This window comes from Collinsella sp. CLA-ER-H4 (assembly GCF_040092395.1).
Lineage (GTDB): Bacteria > Actinomycetota > Coriobacteriia > Coriobacteriales > Coriobacteriaceae > Collinsella.
The window spans coordinates 224,401-243,374 of sequence record NZ_JBBNLQ010000002.1 but is presented as its reverse complement, the minus strand read 5'-3'; the positions used below and the strand labels follow the sequence as shown (position 1 = coordinate 243,374).

General features: G+C 60.4%; 16 protein-coding genes and 1 riboswitch. Of the genes, 15 read left to right on the top strand and 1 reads right to left on the bottom strand.

What is annotated here, in order from left to right; all coding sequences use genetic code 11:
* Positions 1-95: 95 nt before the first annotated feature.
* From AAAX34_RS03150 to AAAX34_RS03110, 9 genes are all read left to right on the top strand, one after another.
* A complete protein-coding gene (locus tag AAAX34_RS03150; RefSeq protein WP_349109926.1) occupies positions 96-2,279 on the top strand; it encodes a DUF6020 family protein in 2,184 nt (727 codons plus the stop codon).
* Between the two features lie 165 nt (positions 2,280-2,444).
* A complete protein-coding gene (locus AAAX34_RS03145; RefSeq protein ID WP_006234926.1) occupies positions 2,445-3,251 on the top strand; it encodes a YebC/PmpR family DNA-binding transcriptional regulator in 807 nt (268 codons plus the stop codon).
* Between the two features lie 166 nt (positions 3,252-3,417).
* Complete coding sequence (locus AAAX34_RS03140) at positions 3,418-3,963, top strand: hypothetical protein (protein ID WP_349089378.1); 546 nt, start codon at positions 3,418-3,420, stop codon at positions 3,961-3,963.
* Positions 3,956-4,333, top strand: a complete 378-nt coding sequence (locus AAAX34_RS03135) for a DUF2273 domain-containing protein (protein ID WP_233540326.1) — start codon at positions 3,956-3,958, stop codon at positions 4,331-4,333. The genes AAAX34_RS03140 and AAAX34_RS03135 overlap by 8 nt, the downstream gene beginning before the upstream one ends.
* A gap of 44 nt (positions 4,334-4,377) precedes the next feature.
* On the top strand, positions 4,378-4,899 hold the full coding sequence (locus AAAX34_RS03130) for an Asp23/Gls24 family envelope stress response protein (protein ID WP_349109925.1): 522 nt from the start codon (positions 4,378-4,380) through the stop codon (positions 4,897-4,899).
* Between the two features lie 208 nt (positions 4,900-5,107).
* Entirely contained in the window at positions 5,108-6,130 is a 1,023-nt protein-coding gene (locus AAAX34_RS03125) for a YitT family protein (RefSeq protein WP_349109924.1), read from the top strand.
* 362 nt (positions 6,131-6,492) lie between these two features.
* Complete coding sequence (locus tag AAAX34_RS03120) at positions 6,493-7,593, top strand: DUF4013 domain-containing protein (RefSeq protein ID WP_349109923.1); 1,101 nt, start codon at positions 6,493-6,495, stop codon at positions 7,591-7,593.
* Between the two features lie 195 nt (positions 7,594-7,788).
* Positions 7,789-8,397: a DUF4234 domain-containing protein gene (locus AAAX34_RS03115; RefSeq protein WP_349109922.1), complete on the top strand. Its 609-nt coding sequence runs from the start codon at positions 7,789-7,791 to the stop codon at positions 8,395-8,397.
* Complete coding sequence (locus AAAX34_RS03110; RefSeq protein WP_349109921.1) at positions 8,390-8,887, top strand: DUF2752 domain-containing protein; 498 nt, start codon at positions 8,390-8,392, stop codon at positions 8,885-8,887. The genes AAAX34_RS03115 and AAAX34_RS03110 overlap by 8 nt, the downstream gene beginning before the upstream one ends.
* A 106-nt stretch (positions 8,888-8,993) precedes the next feature.
* Here AAAX34_RS03110 and AAAX34_RS03105 read toward each other — a convergent pair whose 3' ends face one another.
* Positions 8,994-10,457, bottom strand: a complete 1,464-nt coding sequence (locus AAAX34_RS03105; protein ID WP_349109920.1) for a M20 family metallopeptidase — start codon at positions 10,455-10,457, stop codon at positions 8,994-8,996.
* A 162-nt stretch (positions 10,458-10,619) separates the two neighbouring features.
* On the opposite strand from AAAX34_RS03105, the gene AAAX34_RS03100 reads away from it, so the two are divergent.
* The 6 genes from AAAX34_RS03100 (at position 10,620) to AAAX34_RS03075 (ending at position 18,950) form a co-directional block, all read left to right on the top strand.
* On the top strand, positions 10,620-12,263 hold the full coding sequence (locus tag AAAX34_RS03100) for an amidohydrolase (RefSeq protein ID WP_349109968.1): 1,644 nt from the start codon (positions 10,620-10,622) through the stop codon (positions 12,261-12,263).
* Positions 12,264-13,060: 797 nt separating this feature from the next.
* On the top strand, positions 13,061-13,354 hold the full coding sequence (groES, locus tag AAAX34_RS03095) for a co-chaperone GroES (protein ID WP_022094351.1): 294 nt from the start codon (positions 13,061-13,063) through the stop codon (positions 13,352-13,354).
* 96 nt (positions 13,355-13,450) lie between these two features.
* Complete coding sequence (gene groL / locus AAAX34_RS03090; RefSeq protein ID WP_006234938.1) at positions 13,451-15,088, top strand: chaperonin GroEL; 1,638 nt, start codon at positions 13,451-13,453, stop codon at positions 15,086-15,088.
* A 372-nt stretch (positions 15,089-15,460) separates the two neighbouring features.
* A riboswitch (FMN riboswitch) is annotated at positions 15,461-15,653 on the top strand.
* A gap of 5 nt (positions 15,654-15,658) precedes the next feature.
* Entirely contained in the window at positions 15,659-16,249 is a 591-nt protein-coding gene (locus tag AAAX34_RS03085) for an ECF transporter S component (protein ID WP_055252299.1), read from the top strand.
* A complete protein-coding gene (locus AAAX34_RS03080) occupies positions 16,246-18,150 on the top strand; it encodes an energy-coupling factor transporter ATPase (protein ID WP_349109919.1) in 1,905 nt (634 codons plus the stop codon). Before AAAX34_RS03085 ends, AAAX34_RS03080 begins: the two co-directional genes overlap by 4 nt.
* Positions 18,150-18,950: an energy-coupling factor transporter transmembrane component T gene (locus AAAX34_RS03075; protein WP_349109918.1), complete on the top strand. Its 801-nt coding sequence runs from the start codon at positions 18,150-18,152 to the stop codon at positions 18,948-18,950. The genes AAAX34_RS03080 and AAAX34_RS03075 overlap by 1 nt, the downstream gene beginning before the upstream one ends.
* The last annotated feature ends 24 nt before the right edge of the window (positions 18,951-18,974 follow it).

Below are 18,974 nucleotides of genomic sequence, written 5' to 3'. Positions count from 1 at the left end.
GGCAACGATGACAGAACCGTAACGTTTCCCCAGATAAAACCTGCCAAAATAAACCTGTCCCTTTTTTGCAGGTTTCTAGAAAGGCTCTTTGGACTGTGAAGGATTCCGATCTCTCCACAACGGCTGCGCGCGACGCTGCCCGCATCGTCTGGTTTAAGCGCTACCCCGCCAAGCAGACTCTCATCGCATTTTTGCTCGCGCTGTTGGCGACCACGGCGTTTTCCATCGATCCCGCCCCGGTGTCGAGCAACGCAGTCTTGGCGATTGACCCCAAAGCCTCGGGCATGCTGTACGTGTGCTACGAGGTGCTCCTCTCGTTTGCCGGCCATACCGACGCGGTCATGCTGCTTGCACTTGCCTGCCTGCTCACCTTGCCGTTTCGCTACGTGTTCTTTGGCCGTGGCGACACCTGGCGTCCATCGATCATTCTGCCGTCGCTGTTCTTCGCCATCTGCATGGTGTTCGGCCGCAGCTACGATCTCACCGACTCGGCTGAGATTGTCCTTGGCGACAAAGCCCGCATCATCTGCGCCTGGATTGGCGGCGCGGGCTGGATGCTTCTGGCGATCGTGGCCTTCTACCTTGCCTTTGAGTGCCTAGATTGGCTGAGCTCCCGACGCATTCCGTTTTCCGAAGCGCACTTTGGCCGCGTATGGCGTGTGACTCACGCCGTGCTCTCGGTCCATCCCTTTGCCGGGCCCTTCCTGGTGCTTATGATCGTCTGGGCGCCCACGCTCATCGCTTCGCTGCCTGGCCTTTTTATGGGAGATACGGGCGCGCAGATTCGCCAGTGGTTCAACTATCCCAACGGCACGAGCGACTACCTGCGCCTACTCAACCCCAACGTGCTGCTCAACGGACATCACCCCGTGGTGCACACGGCTATCATCGGCTCGTGCGTTCAGCTGGGGCTTTCGCTGTTCAACAGTGCTAACGCAGGTCTTGCCATCTACACCTGCGCTCAGTTTGTCATCACGGCTGCCTGCATGGCCTATTCCATTTCGTCGCTGCGCAAACTGGGCGTGAGCCTTCCGGTTCGCGGTGCGATCCTGCTGTTCTTTGCGTTTATGCCGATGTTCTCTAACTACGCGGCGCTGCTCACCAAAGACGTGCTCTTTGCCGACGCGTTCTTGGTGCTGCTGGTACAGACCGTTAAGCTCGTGGCATGTGGCTTGCCCCGTCGTGATGCCAATGTCGAGCGAGCGGGCGAGAAAGCCCCCGTGCTCTTTGCGCGCCACGACTGGCTGCTGCTCGCTCTGGGCGCCATGGGTTCCACGTTCCTGCGCAACGGCGGCCTGGTGTTTCCCCTGGCGGCATGCGTAATCGCGGCGGCGTTTTGCGTATGGGACGTGCATGTGGCTCGTCGTGCAGCCAAGCAGACTGGTGCTGCGCCTTCGGGCGCCATCCCGCGTTTCCGCTGGGTTGGCGTTCTCGCGGTGCTCGCGCTCTGCCTTGCCTCTAATATGTATTTCACCAAGGTCTTTATGCCGGCGCACGATATCACGCCTGGTTCCAAGCGCGAAATCCTTTCGATTCCGTTCCAGCAGACGGCTCGTTTCGTCCAAAAGCACGACGGCCTCAACTCGGGCGTCAACCCCACGGTTAAGGAGGACGGCACCATCGTGGAGGCTCCTTGCGACGGTTCGGTGACCGACGAAGAGCGTGCCGTGATCGATCGCGTACTCAAGTACGAGAATCTGGGCCGCCGTTACAACCCGGATAAGTCGGACGCCGTCAAAAATTGCTTTAACGAGTACGCCTCGCAGGAGGACATCGATGCCTATTTTGAGGTGTGGGCCCAGATGTTTAAGAAGGATCCCGAGTGCTATATTTCGGCGCTTATCAATAACTACTATGGTTATTTTTATCCGAGCGCGCGCGATGCCTGGGTCTACAGCACGGCGCGTAGTGCCGAGATCATGGCGCGTCCCGACAACCTCAAGTACTTCGACTTCCATCCGGTTGACAGCAACGTGGTGCGCTGGTGCGACCACCTGATCAATTTGTACCGTGTGGCGGTGCAGCGTGTTCCCTTTATCTCGCTCACCATGAGCTCGGCCACCTATGTGTGGATCATGATCGCCGTGGTGGTCTACTTGCTGCGTCGTCATTCATGGCGTGCGCTGGCGATCTGGGTGCCGCTGTTGGGCGTGCTCGCTGTGTGCCTGATTGGCCCGTGCAACGGCTCGACTTACATGCGCTACCTGTATCCGGTCATCGCCTGCATGCCCTTCGCCATCGGCGCCACCGTCACCCGCAGCGACTTCTTCTGGTTCTAATTTGGTGCATTGAGGGCCAGGTTTCTTTGCACCAAAGGGGGCATCATCACGACGCCTTCATTTTGGGGTTTATCTCGCAGGCCAGTAGGTATATCATAACGACGTTTGTTTATATTGCCCGAGCATCTGCGCTGGGCTTTAGGTCGAAACCGATAGGAGACACGTATGTCCGGACACTCTAAGTGGGCCACAACCAAGCATCGTAAGGGCGCGCAGGACGCCAAGCGTTCCGCCCTCTTCTCCAAGCTCAGCCGCAACATCACCGTTGCTGCCCGTCTCGGCGGTGACCCGCTGCCCGAGAACAACGCCAGCCTCGCCGCTGCCGTTGCCAAGGCCAAGGCTCAGTCCATGCCTAAGGACAAGATCAAGTCCGCTATCGACAAGGCTTTTGGTTCGGGTGCCGACGCTGCCGTCTACGAGAACATCGTGTACGAGGGCTACGGTCCCGCCGGTGTCGCCGTCTACGTCGACTGCCTGACCGACAACCGCAACCGTACCGCCGCTGATGTCCGTTCCGCCTTCTCCCACGCTGGTGGCAACCTGGGCACCTCCGGCTCCGTCGCCTTCCAGTTTGAGCGCAAGGGCCAGATCGTCGTCGCCAAAGAGATCCTGGACGAGAACGCCAAGAAGGAGACCATGATCGCCAACGGTGCTGCCGGTGACGAGGATGAGTTCATGATGGCCATCGCCGAGGCCGGCGGCGAGGACTACGAGGACGCCGGCGAGGAGTGGATCGTCTGGACTACCGCCAACGAGGTCATGGCTGTCTCCAAGGCGCTCGAGGAGCAGGGCGTCCAGGTCAAGGGCTCCGAGACCACCATGGTCCCGACCACCCCGACCGAGGTCTCCGGCGCCGACGCCAAGAAGGTTCAGCGCCTCATCGACCGTCTTGAGGAGCTCGACGACGTCCAGGATGTTTACAGCACCATGGACATGACCGACGAGGTCATCGCTGCCCTCGAGGAGGAGTAGCGCCTGCACGGGTTAAGCCGTGCATATCTGGGCATAATGAAGCGAGCATGCAAGCCTCGTGGAATAGATGAGCCGGATCCGCGTGCGTAGAGCACCGGACCCGGCTCTTTTATAATGGTGCGAACCGTTTTGCATTTCGAGAGCCGAGATTTGAAGGGAGCGCCGCGTGCGCGTACTCAAACGAGCCCTAGCGATTGTGTATCTTGCCGCCGCCATCGTGGCGCTGGGTACGCTTGTCTGCCAGTTTTGGGGGCCGTATACGTATCGCTTTATGCTGCTGATGCGCGACCCCATGCCGCGCATTGTCGTGACGGCATGCGGCGGAGTTGTGGCGATCGGCGTGCTGGTAAGCTTCTTTCGCCTGATGTTTGCTCGTCGCGAGCCGTCCTGTGTGCATCCGGCGGGGGAGCGCAATATCGAGGTCACCCTTGCGGCGCTTTCTTCGTGTGCTAGGGCTGCTGCCGAGCGCGACGACCGCGTGATGGTCGAGCATGTCGAGGCCCGCGTCCAAGGCTCCGACGATTCGCACGTCCGATTTAAGGTCGAGGCTATCGCGCTTGACGATAAGGACGTGGCATCTCTGGCTACTGCGATGCAGCGGCGCATCGAGGAAGCTTGCGACACCATGCTTGGCACGCCGGGCACGACCGCACGCGTTCGTTTTTTGCCGTCCAAGACTACCGTCCAGACCGTGGAGGTTTCCGGTGAGTGATACCAATCAAGACAAGACCGCTCGTACGCCGCGCCTGACGATTGACCAGAGCGCCACGCCGGCGAACGAACCTGTTGATTCCAAAGCAGAGGCAACCGAGTTGCAAGACGCGGCAGCCGCGGATTTTGACGAGGCTATGGGTCTCATCAAGGGTACGGGCGCTGCCATCTGGAGCTATGCTGTGCGTCATCCCAACACCACGCTCGGTGCCGTCGCTGGCTTTATCCTTGCCGTGTTGGTGCTCACGCTCGGCCTGTGGGACACGCTCGTCATTGCATTCTTCGTGCTGATCGGCGCCGTGATCGGCCAAATTCGCGACGGCGAAAACGGGATCGTCAACTTCTTCGGCCGTCTGTTTAGCGGCCGCTAATATGTATTCGACTGTCGCATCCGCGGCAGGCATAAGGAGGAACCATGGCTTTTAATACGAAGGTCGATGTGGCCGATACCGAGCTCGAGGAGAACGAGGCGGTCGTCGCCGAAGCCGAGGATGTAGAACTCGAAGGTCAGTCCCTCGCCGAGACAGAGGCCGAGTCCGATGTGGATGAGGATGACGAGGAAGCGGACGAGTCCGAGGACTCGCTGACCTATTCCAACGGTGTGATCGAGAAGATCGTTGCCATGGCCACCCGCGAGGTTCCGCACGTTCTGGGCATGAAGGGTAACCTCATGCACTTTGTGCAGGAGCAGTTTGGTGCCGAGAATCTGACCAAGGGCGTGACGGTCGAGGTCACCGATGACAATCGCGTGGTCGTCAACATCTCCGTCATTATCGAGTACGGCGCCTATGCGCCCGCGATCTTCGACGATGTCAAGGCACGTGTCACCGAGCGCCTTGCCGCGATGACCGGCCTTGAGGTGGCGGGCGTCAACCTGCGTATCGAGGACGTCATCACCCCCGAGGAGTACGAGCACCGCACCAGCCAGCACGAATAACCTTCCAAAAAGGGACAGGTTTGTTTTGGCAGGTTTTATCTGCGAAAACGTTAAACGGCCGACCGCGCAAGCAAAAGCGTGGCCGGCCGTTTTTTGTATGCCCCCCGTTGTAGGCATACCGCTCGTCTAACTAGGGGTTGCAATCGTCGCGTTCCGCGTTACCCTAATGGGCGCATTGTTTCCAAATCGTTAACGAGGAGTTGCCGTAATGGCCGACGAGCACGAAACAGAAAGCAAGGCATGGGCGATTGAGGCCGCCGCTGCAGAGGCGGCATCGCGTGCTGCCGAAGAGGTGCATCGTCCTCCCGTAGTGCCGATGGAGCGCGTGGTTGATCGCACCGATATCGAGCGCGGCGAGCGTGCCGGCCAAAAGCGCAGCCAGGAGCCGGGCTTCCCGCGCTTTTTTGCCGAGCTCAATCTGGGCCTGATTCTTACGGCCTTTGCCATCGTTGCGTTTAAAACCCCTAATCACTTTGCTTTTGGCGGCACCTCGGGCGTGTCGGTCATTCTGTCCACGCTGTTCCCGACCCTGCCCGTCGGCGTCTTTATGTGGATTATCAACGCGGTTCTCGTCGCTTTGGGCTTTATCTTTTTGGAACGCAAGGCGATTCTTTGGAGTGTCTTCGCCTCGTTTGCGCTGTCCGCCTATGTTTCGCTGTTTGAGCTCTTTATTCCGACCGATGTCTCGATGACGGGCGATATGTGGCTCGACCTGTGCTTTGCCGTCATCTTGCCGGCGCTCGGCAGCGCTATTGTCTTTGACATCGGCGCCTCGACGGGTGGCACGGACATTCTTGCCATGATCCTCAAGCGCCGCACCACGCTCGAGATTGGCCGCGCCCTGCTGCTGGTCGATATCGGTATCGTGACCATCGCGGCCTTTTTGTATGGCCCGCGTGTCGGTCTGTATTGTGTGCTCGGCCTGTTTGCCAAGACGCTCGTGGTCGACAAGGCCATCGAGAGCATTCACCTTCGTAAGGTCTGCACGGTCATTTGTTCCGAGCCCCTTAAGGTCGAGGAGTTTATCGTCAAGCATCTCAACCGTACGGCGACCATCAGTCGCGGCTACGGTGCCTTCTCGGGCAAGTGCGTGACGGTGATCATGAGCGTGCTGAGCCGTCGCGAGGCCGTGCAGCTGCGCCGTTATGCGCGCGAGGTCGATCCGGGTGCCTTTATCACGATCGTCGACAGTTCCGAGATTGTCGGCAAGGGTTTTCGCGGCACGAACTAGTGCGAACGCATCTATCAAACAATCGAAAAGCGCCTCGCGCGTTGCAAATACGTCATCTAAGAGTATTTGTCCTCACATTGGGTGATAATGATGCCAAAGACATCGTTTGCGATCCAGGTGATTCGCTCTAGATACGAAGGGATGATTTCGATGTTCTGTTCGCAGTGTGGCGCTCCTATGGGCGATAACGACAAGTTCTGCGGTGTGTGCGGTGCTCCTAATGCTGGTGCTGCAGCTTCCACCCCTCAGGGTCAGCCTCAGCCTCAGCAGTTTGTCCCTCAGCCTCCCATGAACGCGTCCAAGGGCTGTGTGGCTCAGGCGTTTGAGGATATGACTAAGACTCCGGGCGTGCTTCAGCGTGTATGCCAAATCGCGTTTTTGCCGGCGCTGATTTGCGTTGTGTGGTGCTCGTGTTGTTTATTCCCGTTATTGGCGGCATTGCGGCTGCCATCGGCTTTTTGGCAGCTTGCATTGCGAGCGTGTGCGGTTCCGGCTTTGGTATCGAGTGGGGTCGCGATCTGTCGCTCAAGGTCGATGACGGCATGGACCGTCCGCTGATACGTTCCACGTCGTTTGGTCTCGGAGTCTTTTCGAGCGTTATTTCGGTCGTGCTCGAGGTTATCGCTGCCATTCCCGTTATCGGTGTAGTGCTTTCGCTGGTGGAGGGCGTGGTAATTGGCGCCGCAGGCTCGTATTCGTATTACGGCTCTTATGCGCTCGAAGCTGCGCTGTTTGGCTCGCTTGGCCTGCTTGTCCTGGCGCTAATTGCCTCGGCGATTCTGGGTGTCTTCTTTAAGATGTTCGCCGACATCGCCGTGATGCACTTTGCGGTGACCGGTCGCGTCGAGAGCGCGTTTTCGCTCGACAAGGTCTGGGCGGCGTTTAAGCACAACAAGACCAAGCTGTTCTGCGCTTCGTTCCTTCCGGAGTTTTTGACGGGCCTGGTTTCCAACGCCATTACGTGGATCTTGACAGCTGTCTTTGGTGCCATCGCCGGAATTGGCGCGTACGGCTATTACTATCGCCCCACGGGTATCGAGGCGATTGTTACCGCCGGTGGTGTCACGCTCGTATTGTTCCTGATGCTGATTGCATTCGTCACGGTGTTCCTTACGGTCTTTGGCAAGATGCTCAAGCACCGTGCCGTTGGCTATTGGGCTGCACGTTATGCAAGCGAATGGACCGATGAGGACAAGGACGACGTTTTGACTTTTGTGCTCCCGGGTGAGAAGAAGCCTGCTCCTGCGGGATTCAATCCCACGGCAGCCACTGGTGCTGCGCCTGCCCCGGCACCCGCGCCTGCACCTGCCCCGGCACCCGCGCCTGCCCCTGCCCCGGCACCTGCTCCTGTCCCCGCACCGGCGTCCGAGGCGACGCCTGCGGAGCCCGATTGGGATGCCGTTGCCACGCCGGCGGATGAGCCGGGCGATAATCCTGCTGCCGAAAACAATCAAACCGAATAGTCGGTCGAGGCGCCCTGGGCAACTGAGCCCGGGGTGCCTTTTTCTACTGCGAAAGCAAGAAAATGCCTGGGAAAACGGTTGCAGCAAAATTTCTCGGAAATTGGTCAATGTTGCGCAACAACGTCGCGGCTATTGTTGAGAACGTAGACGTGTAAGGTTTGAAGGCGTGCGACGCCTTAGGAAAAGGAGAGGCTCATGTTCTGTCCCACTTGTGGTTCTCCCATTTCGGATGATGCCAAATTCTGCCCTGTTTGCGGATCCGCCGTTGGTGCCGCTTCTGCCGCTGCGGCCCCGCAGCCCCAGCCCGCTCCGGCCCAGGCTATTCAGCCCGCGCCCCAGCCTCAGCAGCAGTACACCGGTCAATACGCCCAACAGTCCGCATCCGCTCCGATGGGCTATGGCCCCATTAAGGCTGACCGCAGCCTGATCGGCTGGCTGCTGCTCTCTCTTGTGACCTGCGGTATCTATTCGTTCTACTTCCTGTATTGCTTGGCACGCGACGTCAACACGTTGTGTCAGGATGACGGCGATTACACGCCGGGTCTGGCGGAATTCATCCTTCTATCGTTTGTGACCTGCGGCTTCTACGCGTACTACTGGTATTACAAGATTGGCAACCGCCTGCAGGCCAACGCTCCTCGCTACGGCCTGGTGTTCCAGGAAAACGGCACCACCGTTCTTCTGTGGCAGATCTTCGGCGCGCTCCTGTGCGGCCTTGGTCCCATCTTCGCTATGAACATCATCATCAATAATACCAATGCCATGGCAACGGCTTACAACACTCGCCTTGGCGCTCGTGACTAACAATAAGGGCGGCGTGAACAGCTCCCAGGGACATAGGGGCACGGCAGAGCTCCTTCGCCGCGCCCTTTTTTGCACCGGCGCGCTCTTTGTCGCCTGGCTCGCGCTCTACCTGCTCGATATCGGCTGCATTTTTCGAATGATGACGGGCGCTCCTTGTCCGGGATGCGGCATGACGAGGGCGTGGCTGGCGGCGCTGCGTCTCGATTTTGCGGCGGCCTTTGCCTACCATCCGCTGTTTTGGGTGGTGCCGATTGCGTTTGTGCTCGCGTTCGTGCGCGAGGAGGTGGCATCGAGCAAGCTAAAGCGTGGTGTCGACATTGCAGTCACCGTGTTGTGCATGCTGGTCATCGCCGTATGGATCGTGCGCCTCATCAATCCGGTAGATGCCGGCCTACTCTTTGGCGGCCATGCGCCCGCCGGAGTCCCCGACGACATCATCCACCTCGAACCCCCACGCTGGCTCACCATCCTTCGCTCTTTCCTGTCGTGATGGAGGACGCGCTAGAAAGGCGGTCGACACATAAGCGGGGGCGAACGTTGAGATAACGTTCGCCCCCGCTTTGCTCTAGCCAGGTTGTTATGGGTGGGCGTGATGGCTACTCGTCGCGCTTCTCCTCGTGGCGAGCGGCAGCCCGCGCATCGTGGATGCCCTTGATTGCAGCATGGCGGGCGGTGCGAGCATCGTGCATGGCGTCGCGCGCCTCAGCGGCCGTTGCCTTGGCAGAGCGCAGCTTGGCGGCCAAGTCGGGGTTGGTCTCGGCAACCGCGGCGATCGTGGGGCCGTCGAGCTCCTCTTGCGTGGGCTCGGCCAAAAAGTCGATGGCATATTGGGCTGCCACCATGGAGCCCTTGGCCAGCACGGTCTCGTCGATCTTGTAGAAGCAGGAATGTTGGGCGTACGTGGCGCCAATCTTGGGGTTGCGCGTACCTACAAAGGCGAGCACGCCCGGTACGCGACGCAGGTACTCCGAAAAATCCTCGCCCGAAAGCGTGCCGCGATAATGGCCTTGGCCGGTGGGGCCCAGGCACTTGATTACAGCATGACGGCAGCGCTCGCTCGAGGCGGCGTCGTTTTCGACCTTGTAGTTGGCGATGGTGTAGTCGGTGAGCTCTGCCTCGGCGCCCAAGGCGGCCGCGGTATGCTCCACGATGCGGCGCATAAGCTCCGGCATTTCCTCGTGGGTCGAATCGCCGTAGGTGCGCACCGTGCCGGCGAGGTAGGCCGTGCCGGCGATAACGTTGCGTGCGGTGCCGCCGTGCAGCTCGCCGACAGTGATGACAGCCGGCTCGTAGGGGCTGATCTCGCGCGAGACGATGGTCTGCAGGGCGTTGACGATCTCTGCGGCCACCATGACGGCGTCGTGACCGCGCTGGGGCATGGCGCCGTGGCACGAGGTGCCGCGTACATCGATACGGAACCAGTCGGTATTGGCCATGCGCGGTCCGGGCTCGCAGCTCACGGTGCCGGCGTCGACCTCACTCCAGATGTGCGCGGCGTAGGCGCCATCGACGCCGTCGAGCACACCCGTGCCGATCATGAGCTTAGCGCCCTGGCCGTTTTCCTCGCTGGGCTGGAATACGATGCGGACTTCGCCGTGGATGTCGTCGGTCATATGGCGCAGGATTTGCAGCGTTCCGAGCATCATGGCGATATGGCAGTCGTGGCCGCAGGCGTGCATGCAGCCCTCGTTGACGCTGGCGAACTCCTCGCCGGTCTGCTCGGTGACGGGCAGGGCGTCGATGTCGGCGCGCAGCAGGATGCGGCGGCGTGGCGTGCCGTCCTCGCGGTAGGCATCCGGCGCGGTACCGCGAAGCGTTGCCACCAAGCCGGTCTTGAGCGGACGCTCGTAGGGGATATTCATGGCGTCGAGCTGGTTGGCGATGTCGGAGGTCGTGCGCTCCTCGGCAAGGCTCAGCTCCGGGTGCTTATGGAAGTGCCGGCGCTGCTTGATGATGTAGGGTTCAAACTCGGTAGCGATATCTTGGATGGCCGCGGTGACGTCGTCTGCCGCGCGAGCCTCGGTCGCCGCCATAATCTGCTGTGCCTTGGTCTTCGTCATGGTCGATTTGCTCCTTGCTGGGTTGATCGCAAAATCGTACAGGCTCTCTCCAGTATGCCACCTGCCGCTAGGGCTGGTAAAGTTGCCGTTTGCCGCTTGGGGTTTTGTTACAAGGGCGGGGGAGTACACTCGGGGGTGTTGAATTTCCTGCCAGAGATGGGGATGCCCATGCAACATATCGATCGGATTATCCGCTCCAAGAACGTCTTTACCGCGCAAGACGGCATCGATACCGCCCGCGAGCTGGCGATTGCCATCGCAGGCGACCGTATCGTCGCAGTCGGTGCGCCCGATGACGTGATTGCCGCCGCGCCTGCCGCCACGCCGGTTATCGACTACGGCGAGCAGTTTGTCTGCCCAGGTTTCCATGACGCTCATCTGCACTTCTTCCATACCTCGGTCGGCTCCTCGCCGTACATGCTCATGGATATGGGCACGTCCGAGGCTGCGCTGGTGCAGCACGCGCTCGAGTTTTCCCAGGACCTGCCCGATGACGCTTGGGTTGTGACGCAGGGCTGGCGCGACTACCGTTGGGACCCGCCCGAGCATCCTACCAAGGCGTCGCTCGATGCGGCATTCCCCGATCGTCCCTGCGTTATGTATTCGGGCGACGGGCATACGCTTTGGCTCAACAGCCGCGCACTCGAGGCGCTCGGCGTCACACGCGACAGCGAGCCGCCAGCGGGCGGCAGCTACGACAAGGATGCAAACGGCGAGCTCACGGGCATTGCTCACGAGGCGGCTGCCATGCAGCTGCTACCGCGCTGCCTGGAGTGGCTGGGCGAGGACCGCATCGCGAGCGCTTACGCCGACCAGATGAAGCGTATGGCCGAGCAGGGCATCACCTCGATCTGCGATATGTCGCTCATGCCCATGCCGGGCTGCGATTTTATCCGCGACGACGTCTACGACAAACTGCAGGCAGCCGGCAAACTGGGCATCCGAGCCCATCTATTCCCCACACTGCTGGATGACCAATCGCGCTTGGAAGAGCTACAGACCCGCTACGCGAACAACGCGCTGCTCTCGGCGCCTGGTTTTAAGCAGTTCTTCGATGGCGTGTCGAGCGAACACACGGCATATCTCACCGAGCCCTATACCAATCCGCGCTTCCCGGGCGACCAGGGCCGTCTGACGGTTCCGGCTGAGCGCATGCGCAAACTGGTTCTGGCGGCCGCGGAGCGCGGTCACACCGTGCGCATCCACGTCATTGGTGACGGCGCGATTCATGCCGCGCTGGATATCTTCGAGGAAGCGGCCGACCTGTACGGCCTGCCCCAGCACGGTCATAACACGCTTGAGCATCTGGAGAACCTCTTGCCCGAGGACATCGACCGCCTGCGCAAGCTCGACGTGGTTGCCTCGAGCCAGCCCTGCCATATCACGCTCGACCCGGGTGGTCCGGAGCGCGACCTGGGCTTGGAGCGCAGCCGCATCATGTGGCCGTTCGCAACCTATAAGCAGCGCGGCATTCGCCAAGCCTTCGGCACCGATAGCCCCATAACAGCTGTTACCAGCATGAACGTGCTCTACACGGCCATCACGCGCCAGGACCCCAAAAGCCACTGGCCCGAGGGCGGCTGGTTGCCGAGCGAGCGCATCGATGCAGCAACAGCCCTGCGCAACTACACCCTGGGCAGCGCCTATGCAGCGGGCGACGAACAAAATCTCGGCAGCCTGGAGCCCGGCAAATACGCCGATCTGGTAGTCCTGGACCAAAACCCGCTCACCATCGACCCCCAAGAGCTCCAGGCTACCAAGGTTCAAGCAACCTACCTGGCAGGTAACTTGATTTACGAGCGCTAAGTATTCATGCCGTACCGTTAAGCGCGGCTCGGGCAGCCAATTTTGGGATAACGCTCGAGCCGCGTTTGTTTGCCGGTGAGGATTTGTTAGGAGCGTCCCCGCTCTGCTGGATTTGGGCGCAGGGCGGACGCGCCGCTGCCCTGCGCGCTCAATTTGGACACCAGCAATGCTATCTCTTGGTGTTTTGCATACTTCCCATTACAGATTGCATAAAAAGGCTGGGATATTTTTCATGATCCTGATGTACCCCCGCCCGTGCCGTGCAAAAAACGGAGTATTCAGCACCGCGAGCTCTGCCGGTGCCGCTGCAGTCGGGTAGCATTGCGGAGATCGACGTCATTTTGGGGTCCGACGTGGCGCGAGGCATGCTTGTTTGTCTCGACGAGGCCTGTCTGCCGACCCAAATCGCCGGTCGAAGGCTACCGTGGGACTAATTAGATGCGCCCGGTGCGTATGCATTTGTCCCGGCCTGCTGAAAACTCCCAAAAATGCACGGTGCTCCCCAGGGGACCCGTGCTCGCAACGAAAACCATGCCCATGTCGCTATCCGCATCGCCTTTTTGCTGCACTGACTTTTCTGAATGCCGGGCTCGAATTAGTTAACCTGCCTCCGGAGCCACACGGGAGCCACTGCTAAGTTATCCCCCGGCATTCAGAAAATCTAAGTGCCAAAAAATAAGATTTTTTGACTCTGTGTTGTATAACCAGCCATTCGTGGGTACCATTCAACGCGTACGCAAACAAAAAGGGTTAATTCGCGTGGTATAACCGCGCGGCCCAAAAAGGAGGAGACAAGCATGTCGTCTTTGAAGCCGCTTGCAGATCGTGTTCTGGTCAAGCCCGACGAGGCCGAGCAGAAGACCGCTTCTGGTCTGTATATCGCCAGCAACGCTCAGGAGAAGCCGCAGCGTGGCACCATCGTTGCCGTTGGCGCCGGCAAGGTCAACGACAAGGGTGAGCGCATCCCCATGGACGTCAAGGTCGGTGACGTTGTCATCTACGGTAAGTTCGGTGGCAACGAGGTCAAGGTCGACGGCGAGAAGTATCTGCTGATGCGCGCCGACGACATCTACGCCGTCGTCGAGGCCTAGTCTCGTCAGAATCTCTGATTCGTCTTTGAACGCGCCCGCCGCATAGGACTCGGAAGCGGCGACGCGAGTCACATTTCTTTTGGAGGATTATCTACCATGGCAAAGAACATTACGTTCAACACCGATGCCCGCGCTAAGCTTGCCAAGGGCGTCAACACTCTGGCCGACGCCGTTACCGTCACCATGGGCCCCAAGGGTCGCTACGTTGCGCTGCAGCGCACGTTCGGTGCCCCGACCATCACCAACGACGGAGTTTCCGTCGCCAAGGAGATCGAGCTCGAGGACAACATCGAGAACATGGGCGCTCAGCTGGTGAAGGAGGTCGCCACCAAGACCAACGACACCGTGGGTGACGGCACCACCACCGCAACCCTGCTCGCCCAGGCCATCGTCAACGACGGCCTGCGCAACGTCGCCGCTGGCGCCAACCCGCTGGCCATCCGTCGCGGCATCGACAAGGCCGTCAACGCCGCCGTCGCCGAGATGAAGAAGCAGGCCAAGCCGGTCGAGACCAAGGAGCAGATTGCTTCCGTCGGTACCATCTCCGCCGGTGACCCCGAGGTCGGCGAGAAGATCGCCGAGGCTATGGAGGTCGTGGGCAAGGACGGCGTCATCACCGTCGAGGATTCCCAGACGTTCGACATCACCATCGACACCGTCGAGGGCATGCAGTTCGACAAGGGCTATGTCTCCGCTTACTTCGTCACGGATAACGACCGCATGGAGGCCGTGATGAAGGATCCGTACATCCTCATCACCGACCAGAAGATCTCCAGCGTTCAGGACATCATGCCCGTTCTCGAGGCTGTCCAGCGCGCTGGCCGTGGCCTGCTCATCATCGCTGAGGACATCGACGGCGAGGCTCTGCCTACCCTGGTCCTCAACAAGATCCGTGGCGCCCTCAACGTCTGCGCCGTCAAGGCCCCGGGCTACGGCGATCGCCGCAAGCGCATTCTCGAGGACATCGCCGTCCTCACCGGTGGCCAGGCTGCCCTGGACGAGTTGGGCGTGAAGGTCGCTGACATCACCGCCGATATGCTCGGTACCGCTAAGTCCGTCACCATCTCTAAGGACAACACCGTCGTCGTCGGCGGCGCTGGCTCCAAGGAGGCCATCGACGCCCGTATCGCTCAGATTAAGGGCGAGATGGAGAACACCACCTCTGACTTCGACCGTGAGAAGCTCCAGGAGCGCCTGGCCAAGCTCTCCGGTGGCGTTGCCGTCATCAAGGTCGGCGCTGCTACCGAGTCCGAGCTCAAGGAGATCAAACATCGCGTCGAGGACGCCCTGCAGGCCACCCGCGCTGCTGTCGAGGAGGGCATTGTCGCTGGCGGCGGCGTCGCCTTCATGGACGCTGCTCCTGCGCTCGATGCCGTCGAGATCGATGACCCCGAGGAGAAGATCGGCGTCGACATCGTCAAGAAGGCTCTGACCGCTCCGGTCGCCACCATCGCCAAGAACGCTGGCTTTGAGGGCGCTGTCGTGGTCGACAAGGTCGCCGAGCTGCCCGCCGGCCAGGGTCTCAACTCTGCCAACGGCGAGTGGGGCGACATGATCGAGATGGGCGTCCTCGACCCCGTCAAGGTCAGCCGCGTCACCCTGCAGAACGCTGCTTCTGTCGCCAGCCTGATCCTCATCACCGAGGCCACCGTCTCCGATGTGCCCAAGAACACTCAGCTTGAGGACGCAATCGCTGCTGCTACCGCTGGTCAGCAGGGCGGCGGTATGTACTAAGGCCGACAAGGTCTAGAACTCCCACCGGGAATCCGGGGGCGGGACGGGGACTTCTCTCCGGAACGTCCTCGGACATGCAAAGAGGCTCCGCATCGCGCTTCGCGCTGCGGAGCCTCTTTGCGTCCTGCGGAATATTCCGGAGAGAAGTCCCCGTCCCGCCCCCGGATTCCCTGCGTTTACGGCCTTGAGGTCGGCTCGCGGAGAAAGTCGTGGTTGATGGGAGTACGTGTCCCTTTCGCTGTTTCGCGGCTTTGCCGCGAAAGGCGCGTTACTTTGGGATGGGTGGGGAACGCGGTTGTTGCGGCAACTGGTCCTCGCCAGAAATTACCCTTGGTGTACTTGCGCCTCTCTTCCCTCGTGCTACACTTGCAATTGCTGTTTCAGGGCGGGGTGAAATTCCCCACTGGCGGTAAATCGGGCGGTGCCAAAGGGGTGCCGTGGCGCAGGCGAGGTGTCTGCGACCGAGCCGATGAGTCCGCGACCCGAGCGTGTGTTGGTTCGCATGCCGGCTGAACTGGTGAGATCCCAGTACCAACGGTTAGAGTCCGGATGAAAGAGGCAGGTGATCTTATGTCTGAACAGTCGCAGCATATCCATTTTGAGAACACGAATAGGTGGAGCACCAAACAGCTCGTTACCATGGCGCTGATGTGCGCCTTGGGCGCCCTGTTTATGTATGTGCAGCTACCCATCCTTCCCTCGGCGCCGTTTTTGACGTATGACCCGTCGCTGGTGCCGGCGATGGTGTGCGGGTTTGCGTATGGTCCCGGCGCCGGTACCGCTGTTGCCGCTATGGCTATCGTTATCCATGCGCTCACCACGGGTGACTGGGTCGGCGCGCTTATGAACTTGGTTGCCACGCTGGGCTATATTCTGCCCGCGGCTATCGTTTACCAGAAGATGCACACCTATAAGGGTGCCGTGATTGGCCTGGTGCTCGGCGTCATTGCCGCTACAGCGCTGTCTATGGTCGCAAACCTTACCATTGGCGTATGGTTCTGGTATGGCTCGGTCGATGTGATCGCCCCGCTCATGATTCCTGCCGTACTGCCGTTCAACCTTATCAAGACCGTGCTTAACTCGGTGTTGACGCTGGCGGTGTATAAAGCAGTCTCCAACCTCATCACGCCTAAAAAGGACCAGGTCAAAGGCCGCGCATGATTGAGTGTCGGGGCGTTTCCTTTAGCTATGACGGTGCCGTGTCGGCACTCGACGGTGTCGATCTGAACATCGAGGACGGTGAGTTTTTCTGCATCCTCGGTGGCAATGGGTCGGGCAAGTCGACGTTTGCCAAGCATCTGAATGCGCTGTTGCAACCCGATGCGGGCACGGTACGCATCAACGGCATGGATGCGTCCGACCCCGAGCTGGTCTACGACATTCGTTCGACCGCGGGCATGGTATTCCAGAATCCCGACGACCAGCTGGTGGCAACGCTTGTCGAAGATGACGTTGCGTTTGGTCCCGAAAACCTTGGCGTGCCATCGGTACAAATTGCGCAGCGCGTACGCGAGGCGCTGAAGGGCGTGGGCCTGGTGGGCTTTGAGCGCCATGAGACCCACGCGCTTTCGGGCGGCCAAAAGCAGCGCATGGCGCTTGCCGGCGTGCTCGCCATGGAACCGCGCGTGCTCATATTGGACGAGGCTTCCTCGATGCTCGATCCGCGTGGACGTCAGGGCCTTATGAAGGCTTGCCGCGCGTTGCACAATCGCGGCATGACCATCGTGATGATTACGCACTTTATGGAAGAGGCCGCCGAGGCCGATCGTGTCGCGGTGTTTCGGGCGGGGCGCGTTGCCATGCTCGGTACGCCCGAGGAAATCTTGACGCGGGCAGACGAACTTGCGCAGCTCAACCTGGATATGCCGGCGTCGTGCTGTCTAGGTAGGGCACTTCGTGAGAAGGGCGTGCCCGTTTGCGCGCAGGCGCGCGAGGCAGATATGGTCGCCGAGATTGCACAGGTTTATGCCGAGCGGAGCGGGGCGGACGTCGCAGTGCAGCCTTCCGCATCCGATTCTCGTATGCTTGACAATGCATCCTCTGCAGCCGACGGGATGGCCGCGTCGGAGCCCGTTATCGAGATTTCGCATCTCTCGCATAGCTATTCGCTGAGCGCCCGCGAGCGTCGCCGTTGGCACAAGCGCTCAGCCGTCGAGGGCGCATCGAACAAACAGGCTCTCTGGGGCAACGACCCCAGCAGTCCGTGGGCACTGCGTGATGTATCGCTGACGGTGCGTCGTGGCGAGTTCTTGGGCCTTGCGGGCCATACCGGTTCGGGTAAGTCGACGCTGGTTCAGCATCTCAACGGATTAATCCGCCCGCAGGAGGGGAGCGTTTGCGCGCTGGGGCTCGACCTTTCAAGCAAGAAAGATGCCGCCGCGGTTAAGGCAAAGGTCGGCGTGGTGTTTCAGTATCCAGAGCGTCAGCTGTTTGCCGAGACCGTGACACAGGACGTGGCATTTGGTCCGCGTAACCTTGGCTTGTCGCAGGCCGAGGTCGCCCGCCGCGTTGAGTCATCGCTCGCGCGCGTGGGTCTCGACCTGGCTACGGTGGGCGACAAGAACCCCTTTGAGCTCTCCGGCGGGCAGCAGCGGCGCGTGGCGTTTGCTGGCGTGCTTGCCATGGAGCCTGAGGTCCTGGTGCTCGATGAGCCTATGGCAGGGCTCGATCCGGCGGCGCGCAGTGATTTCCTGGAGCTCATCGATCGACTTCACCATGGGGGCCTGACCGTCGTCATGGTTTCGCACAGCATGGATGACCTGGCCAATTGCTGCGACCGTATCGTCGTAATGAACGAGGGCACGGTATTTGCCGAGGGCAGGCCCGCTCAGGTTTTTGCGCATGCCGATGAGCTTAAATCAATCGGCTTGGGTGTTCCCGCTGCCCAGCGCATGGCGCTGGCGCTTGCGAAGGCAGGCGTGCCGCTGCGCTTTGACGGCCTCTATACGGTTGAGTCGCTGACAGACGAGTTGGTGGACCTGCTAATCGGCCGCTCGGACGGTCCTTCTAACGTCGCGGACATTGCTAAATCCAAGACGGTCGAGCGAGAGGAGGGCTGCTAATGGAGGCGTTTTCGTTTGGCAGCTACTATTCCGGCGATAGTGCAATCCACCGCCTGGACCCGCGAACTAAGTTGCTCTTGGGCTTTGTGTTTCTGATCACGACGCTCACGGTCAGTAGCTTCCGCGGACTGGTCCCGGTCGCAATCTTCGTTGTCCTGATCTATACCGTGTCTCGGGTGCCGGCTCGTCGCGTCCTGTCATCGATGGCGCCGCTGCTGGCGATCGTCATCGTGGTCGCGGTGCTCAACCTGTTTTCCGACCAGAGCGGGCGCATCCTGTGGCAGCTCGGCTTTTTGCAGATAAGCGAGGGCTCGCTGCATTCCGCTGCCTTTATGGCGTGCCGTCTGACCTTGATGATGGCTGGTATGAGTGCCATCACGCTCACCACACCGACGCTCGACCTCACCGCGGGCTTTGAGCGCCTGCTCGCGCCGTTTGCGCGTGTGGGACTTCCTGCGCACGAGCTCGGTATGATCATGGGTATCGCGCTGCGCTTTATGCCGCAGTTTGCCACCGAGATGAAGCAGACGGCCGATGCACAGGCGAGTCGCGGCGCGCGCGTGACGGGAGGCCTGCTCGGCGGTGTGCGTATGCTCGGCAGTGTGGCGATTCCGCTGTTCACGGGTGTGTTCCGTCATGCCGAAACGTTGTCTGCCGCCATGGATGCACGCTGCTATCACGGCGAGCAGGGCCGCACACGCCTGCATACGCTTGCGTTTGGCCGCGGGGATGCGCTGGCAGCGGTGGTGACGACGCTGCTGCTCATCTGCGTCATCGTCATCAATCTTCAACTTGTTTAGGCGCGATTCGAGCGCAGGAAAGGG

What these genes read in the sequence shown, in the direction of transcription:
- AAAX34_RS03145 (WP_006234926.1), top strand. Translation starts at nt 2,445, where the DNA reads ATGTCCGGACACTCTAAGTGGGCCACAACCAAGCATCGTAAGGGCGCG.
- AAAX34_RS03130 (WP_349109925.1), top strand. Translation starts at nt 4,378, where the DNA reads ATGGCTTTTAATACGAAGGTCGATGTGGCCGATACCGAGCTCGAGGAG.
- AAAX34_RS03125 (WP_349109924.1), top strand. Translation starts at nt 5,108, where the DNA reads ATGGCCGACGAGCACGAAACAGAAAGCAAGGCATGGGCGATTGAGGCC.
- AAAX34_RS03120 (WP_349109923.1), top strand. Translation starts at nt 6,493, where the DNA reads ATGCCAAATCGCGTTTTTGCCGGCGCTGATTTGCGTTGTGTGGTGCTC.
- AAAX34_RS03115 (WP_349109922.1), top strand. Translation starts at nt 7,789, where the DNA reads ATGTTCTGTCCCACTTGTGGTTCTCCCATTTCGGATGATGCCAAATTC.
- AAAX34_RS03105 (WP_349109920.1), bottom strand. Translation starts at nt 10,457, where the DNA reads ATGACGAAGACCAAGGCACAGCAGATTATGGCGGCGACCGAGGCTCGC.
- AAAX34_RS03100 (WP_349109968.1), top strand. Translation starts at nt 10,620, where the DNA reads ATGCCCATGCAACATATCGATCGGATTATCCGCTCCAAGAACGTCTTT.
- groES (WP_022094351.1), top strand. Translation starts at nt 13,061, where the DNA reads ATGTCGTCTTTGAAGCCGCTTGCAGATCGTGTTCTGGTCAAGCCCGAC.
- groL (WP_006234938.1), top strand. Translation starts at nt 13,451, where the DNA reads ATGGCAAAGAACATTACGTTCAACACCGATGCCCGCGCTAAGCTTGCC.
- AAAX34_RS03085 (WP_055252299.1), top strand. Translation starts at nt 15,659, where the DNA reads ATGTCTGAACAGTCGCAGCATATCCATTTTGAGAACACGAATAGGTGG.
- AAAX34_RS03080 (WP_349109919.1), top strand. Translation starts at nt 16,246, where the DNA reads ATGATTGAGTGTCGGGGCGTTTCCTTTAGCTATGACGGTGCCGTGTCG.
- AAAX34_RS03075 (WP_349109918.1), top strand. Translation starts at nt 18,150, where the DNA reads ATGGAGGCGTTTTCGTTTGGCAGCTACTATTCCGGCGATAGTGCAATC.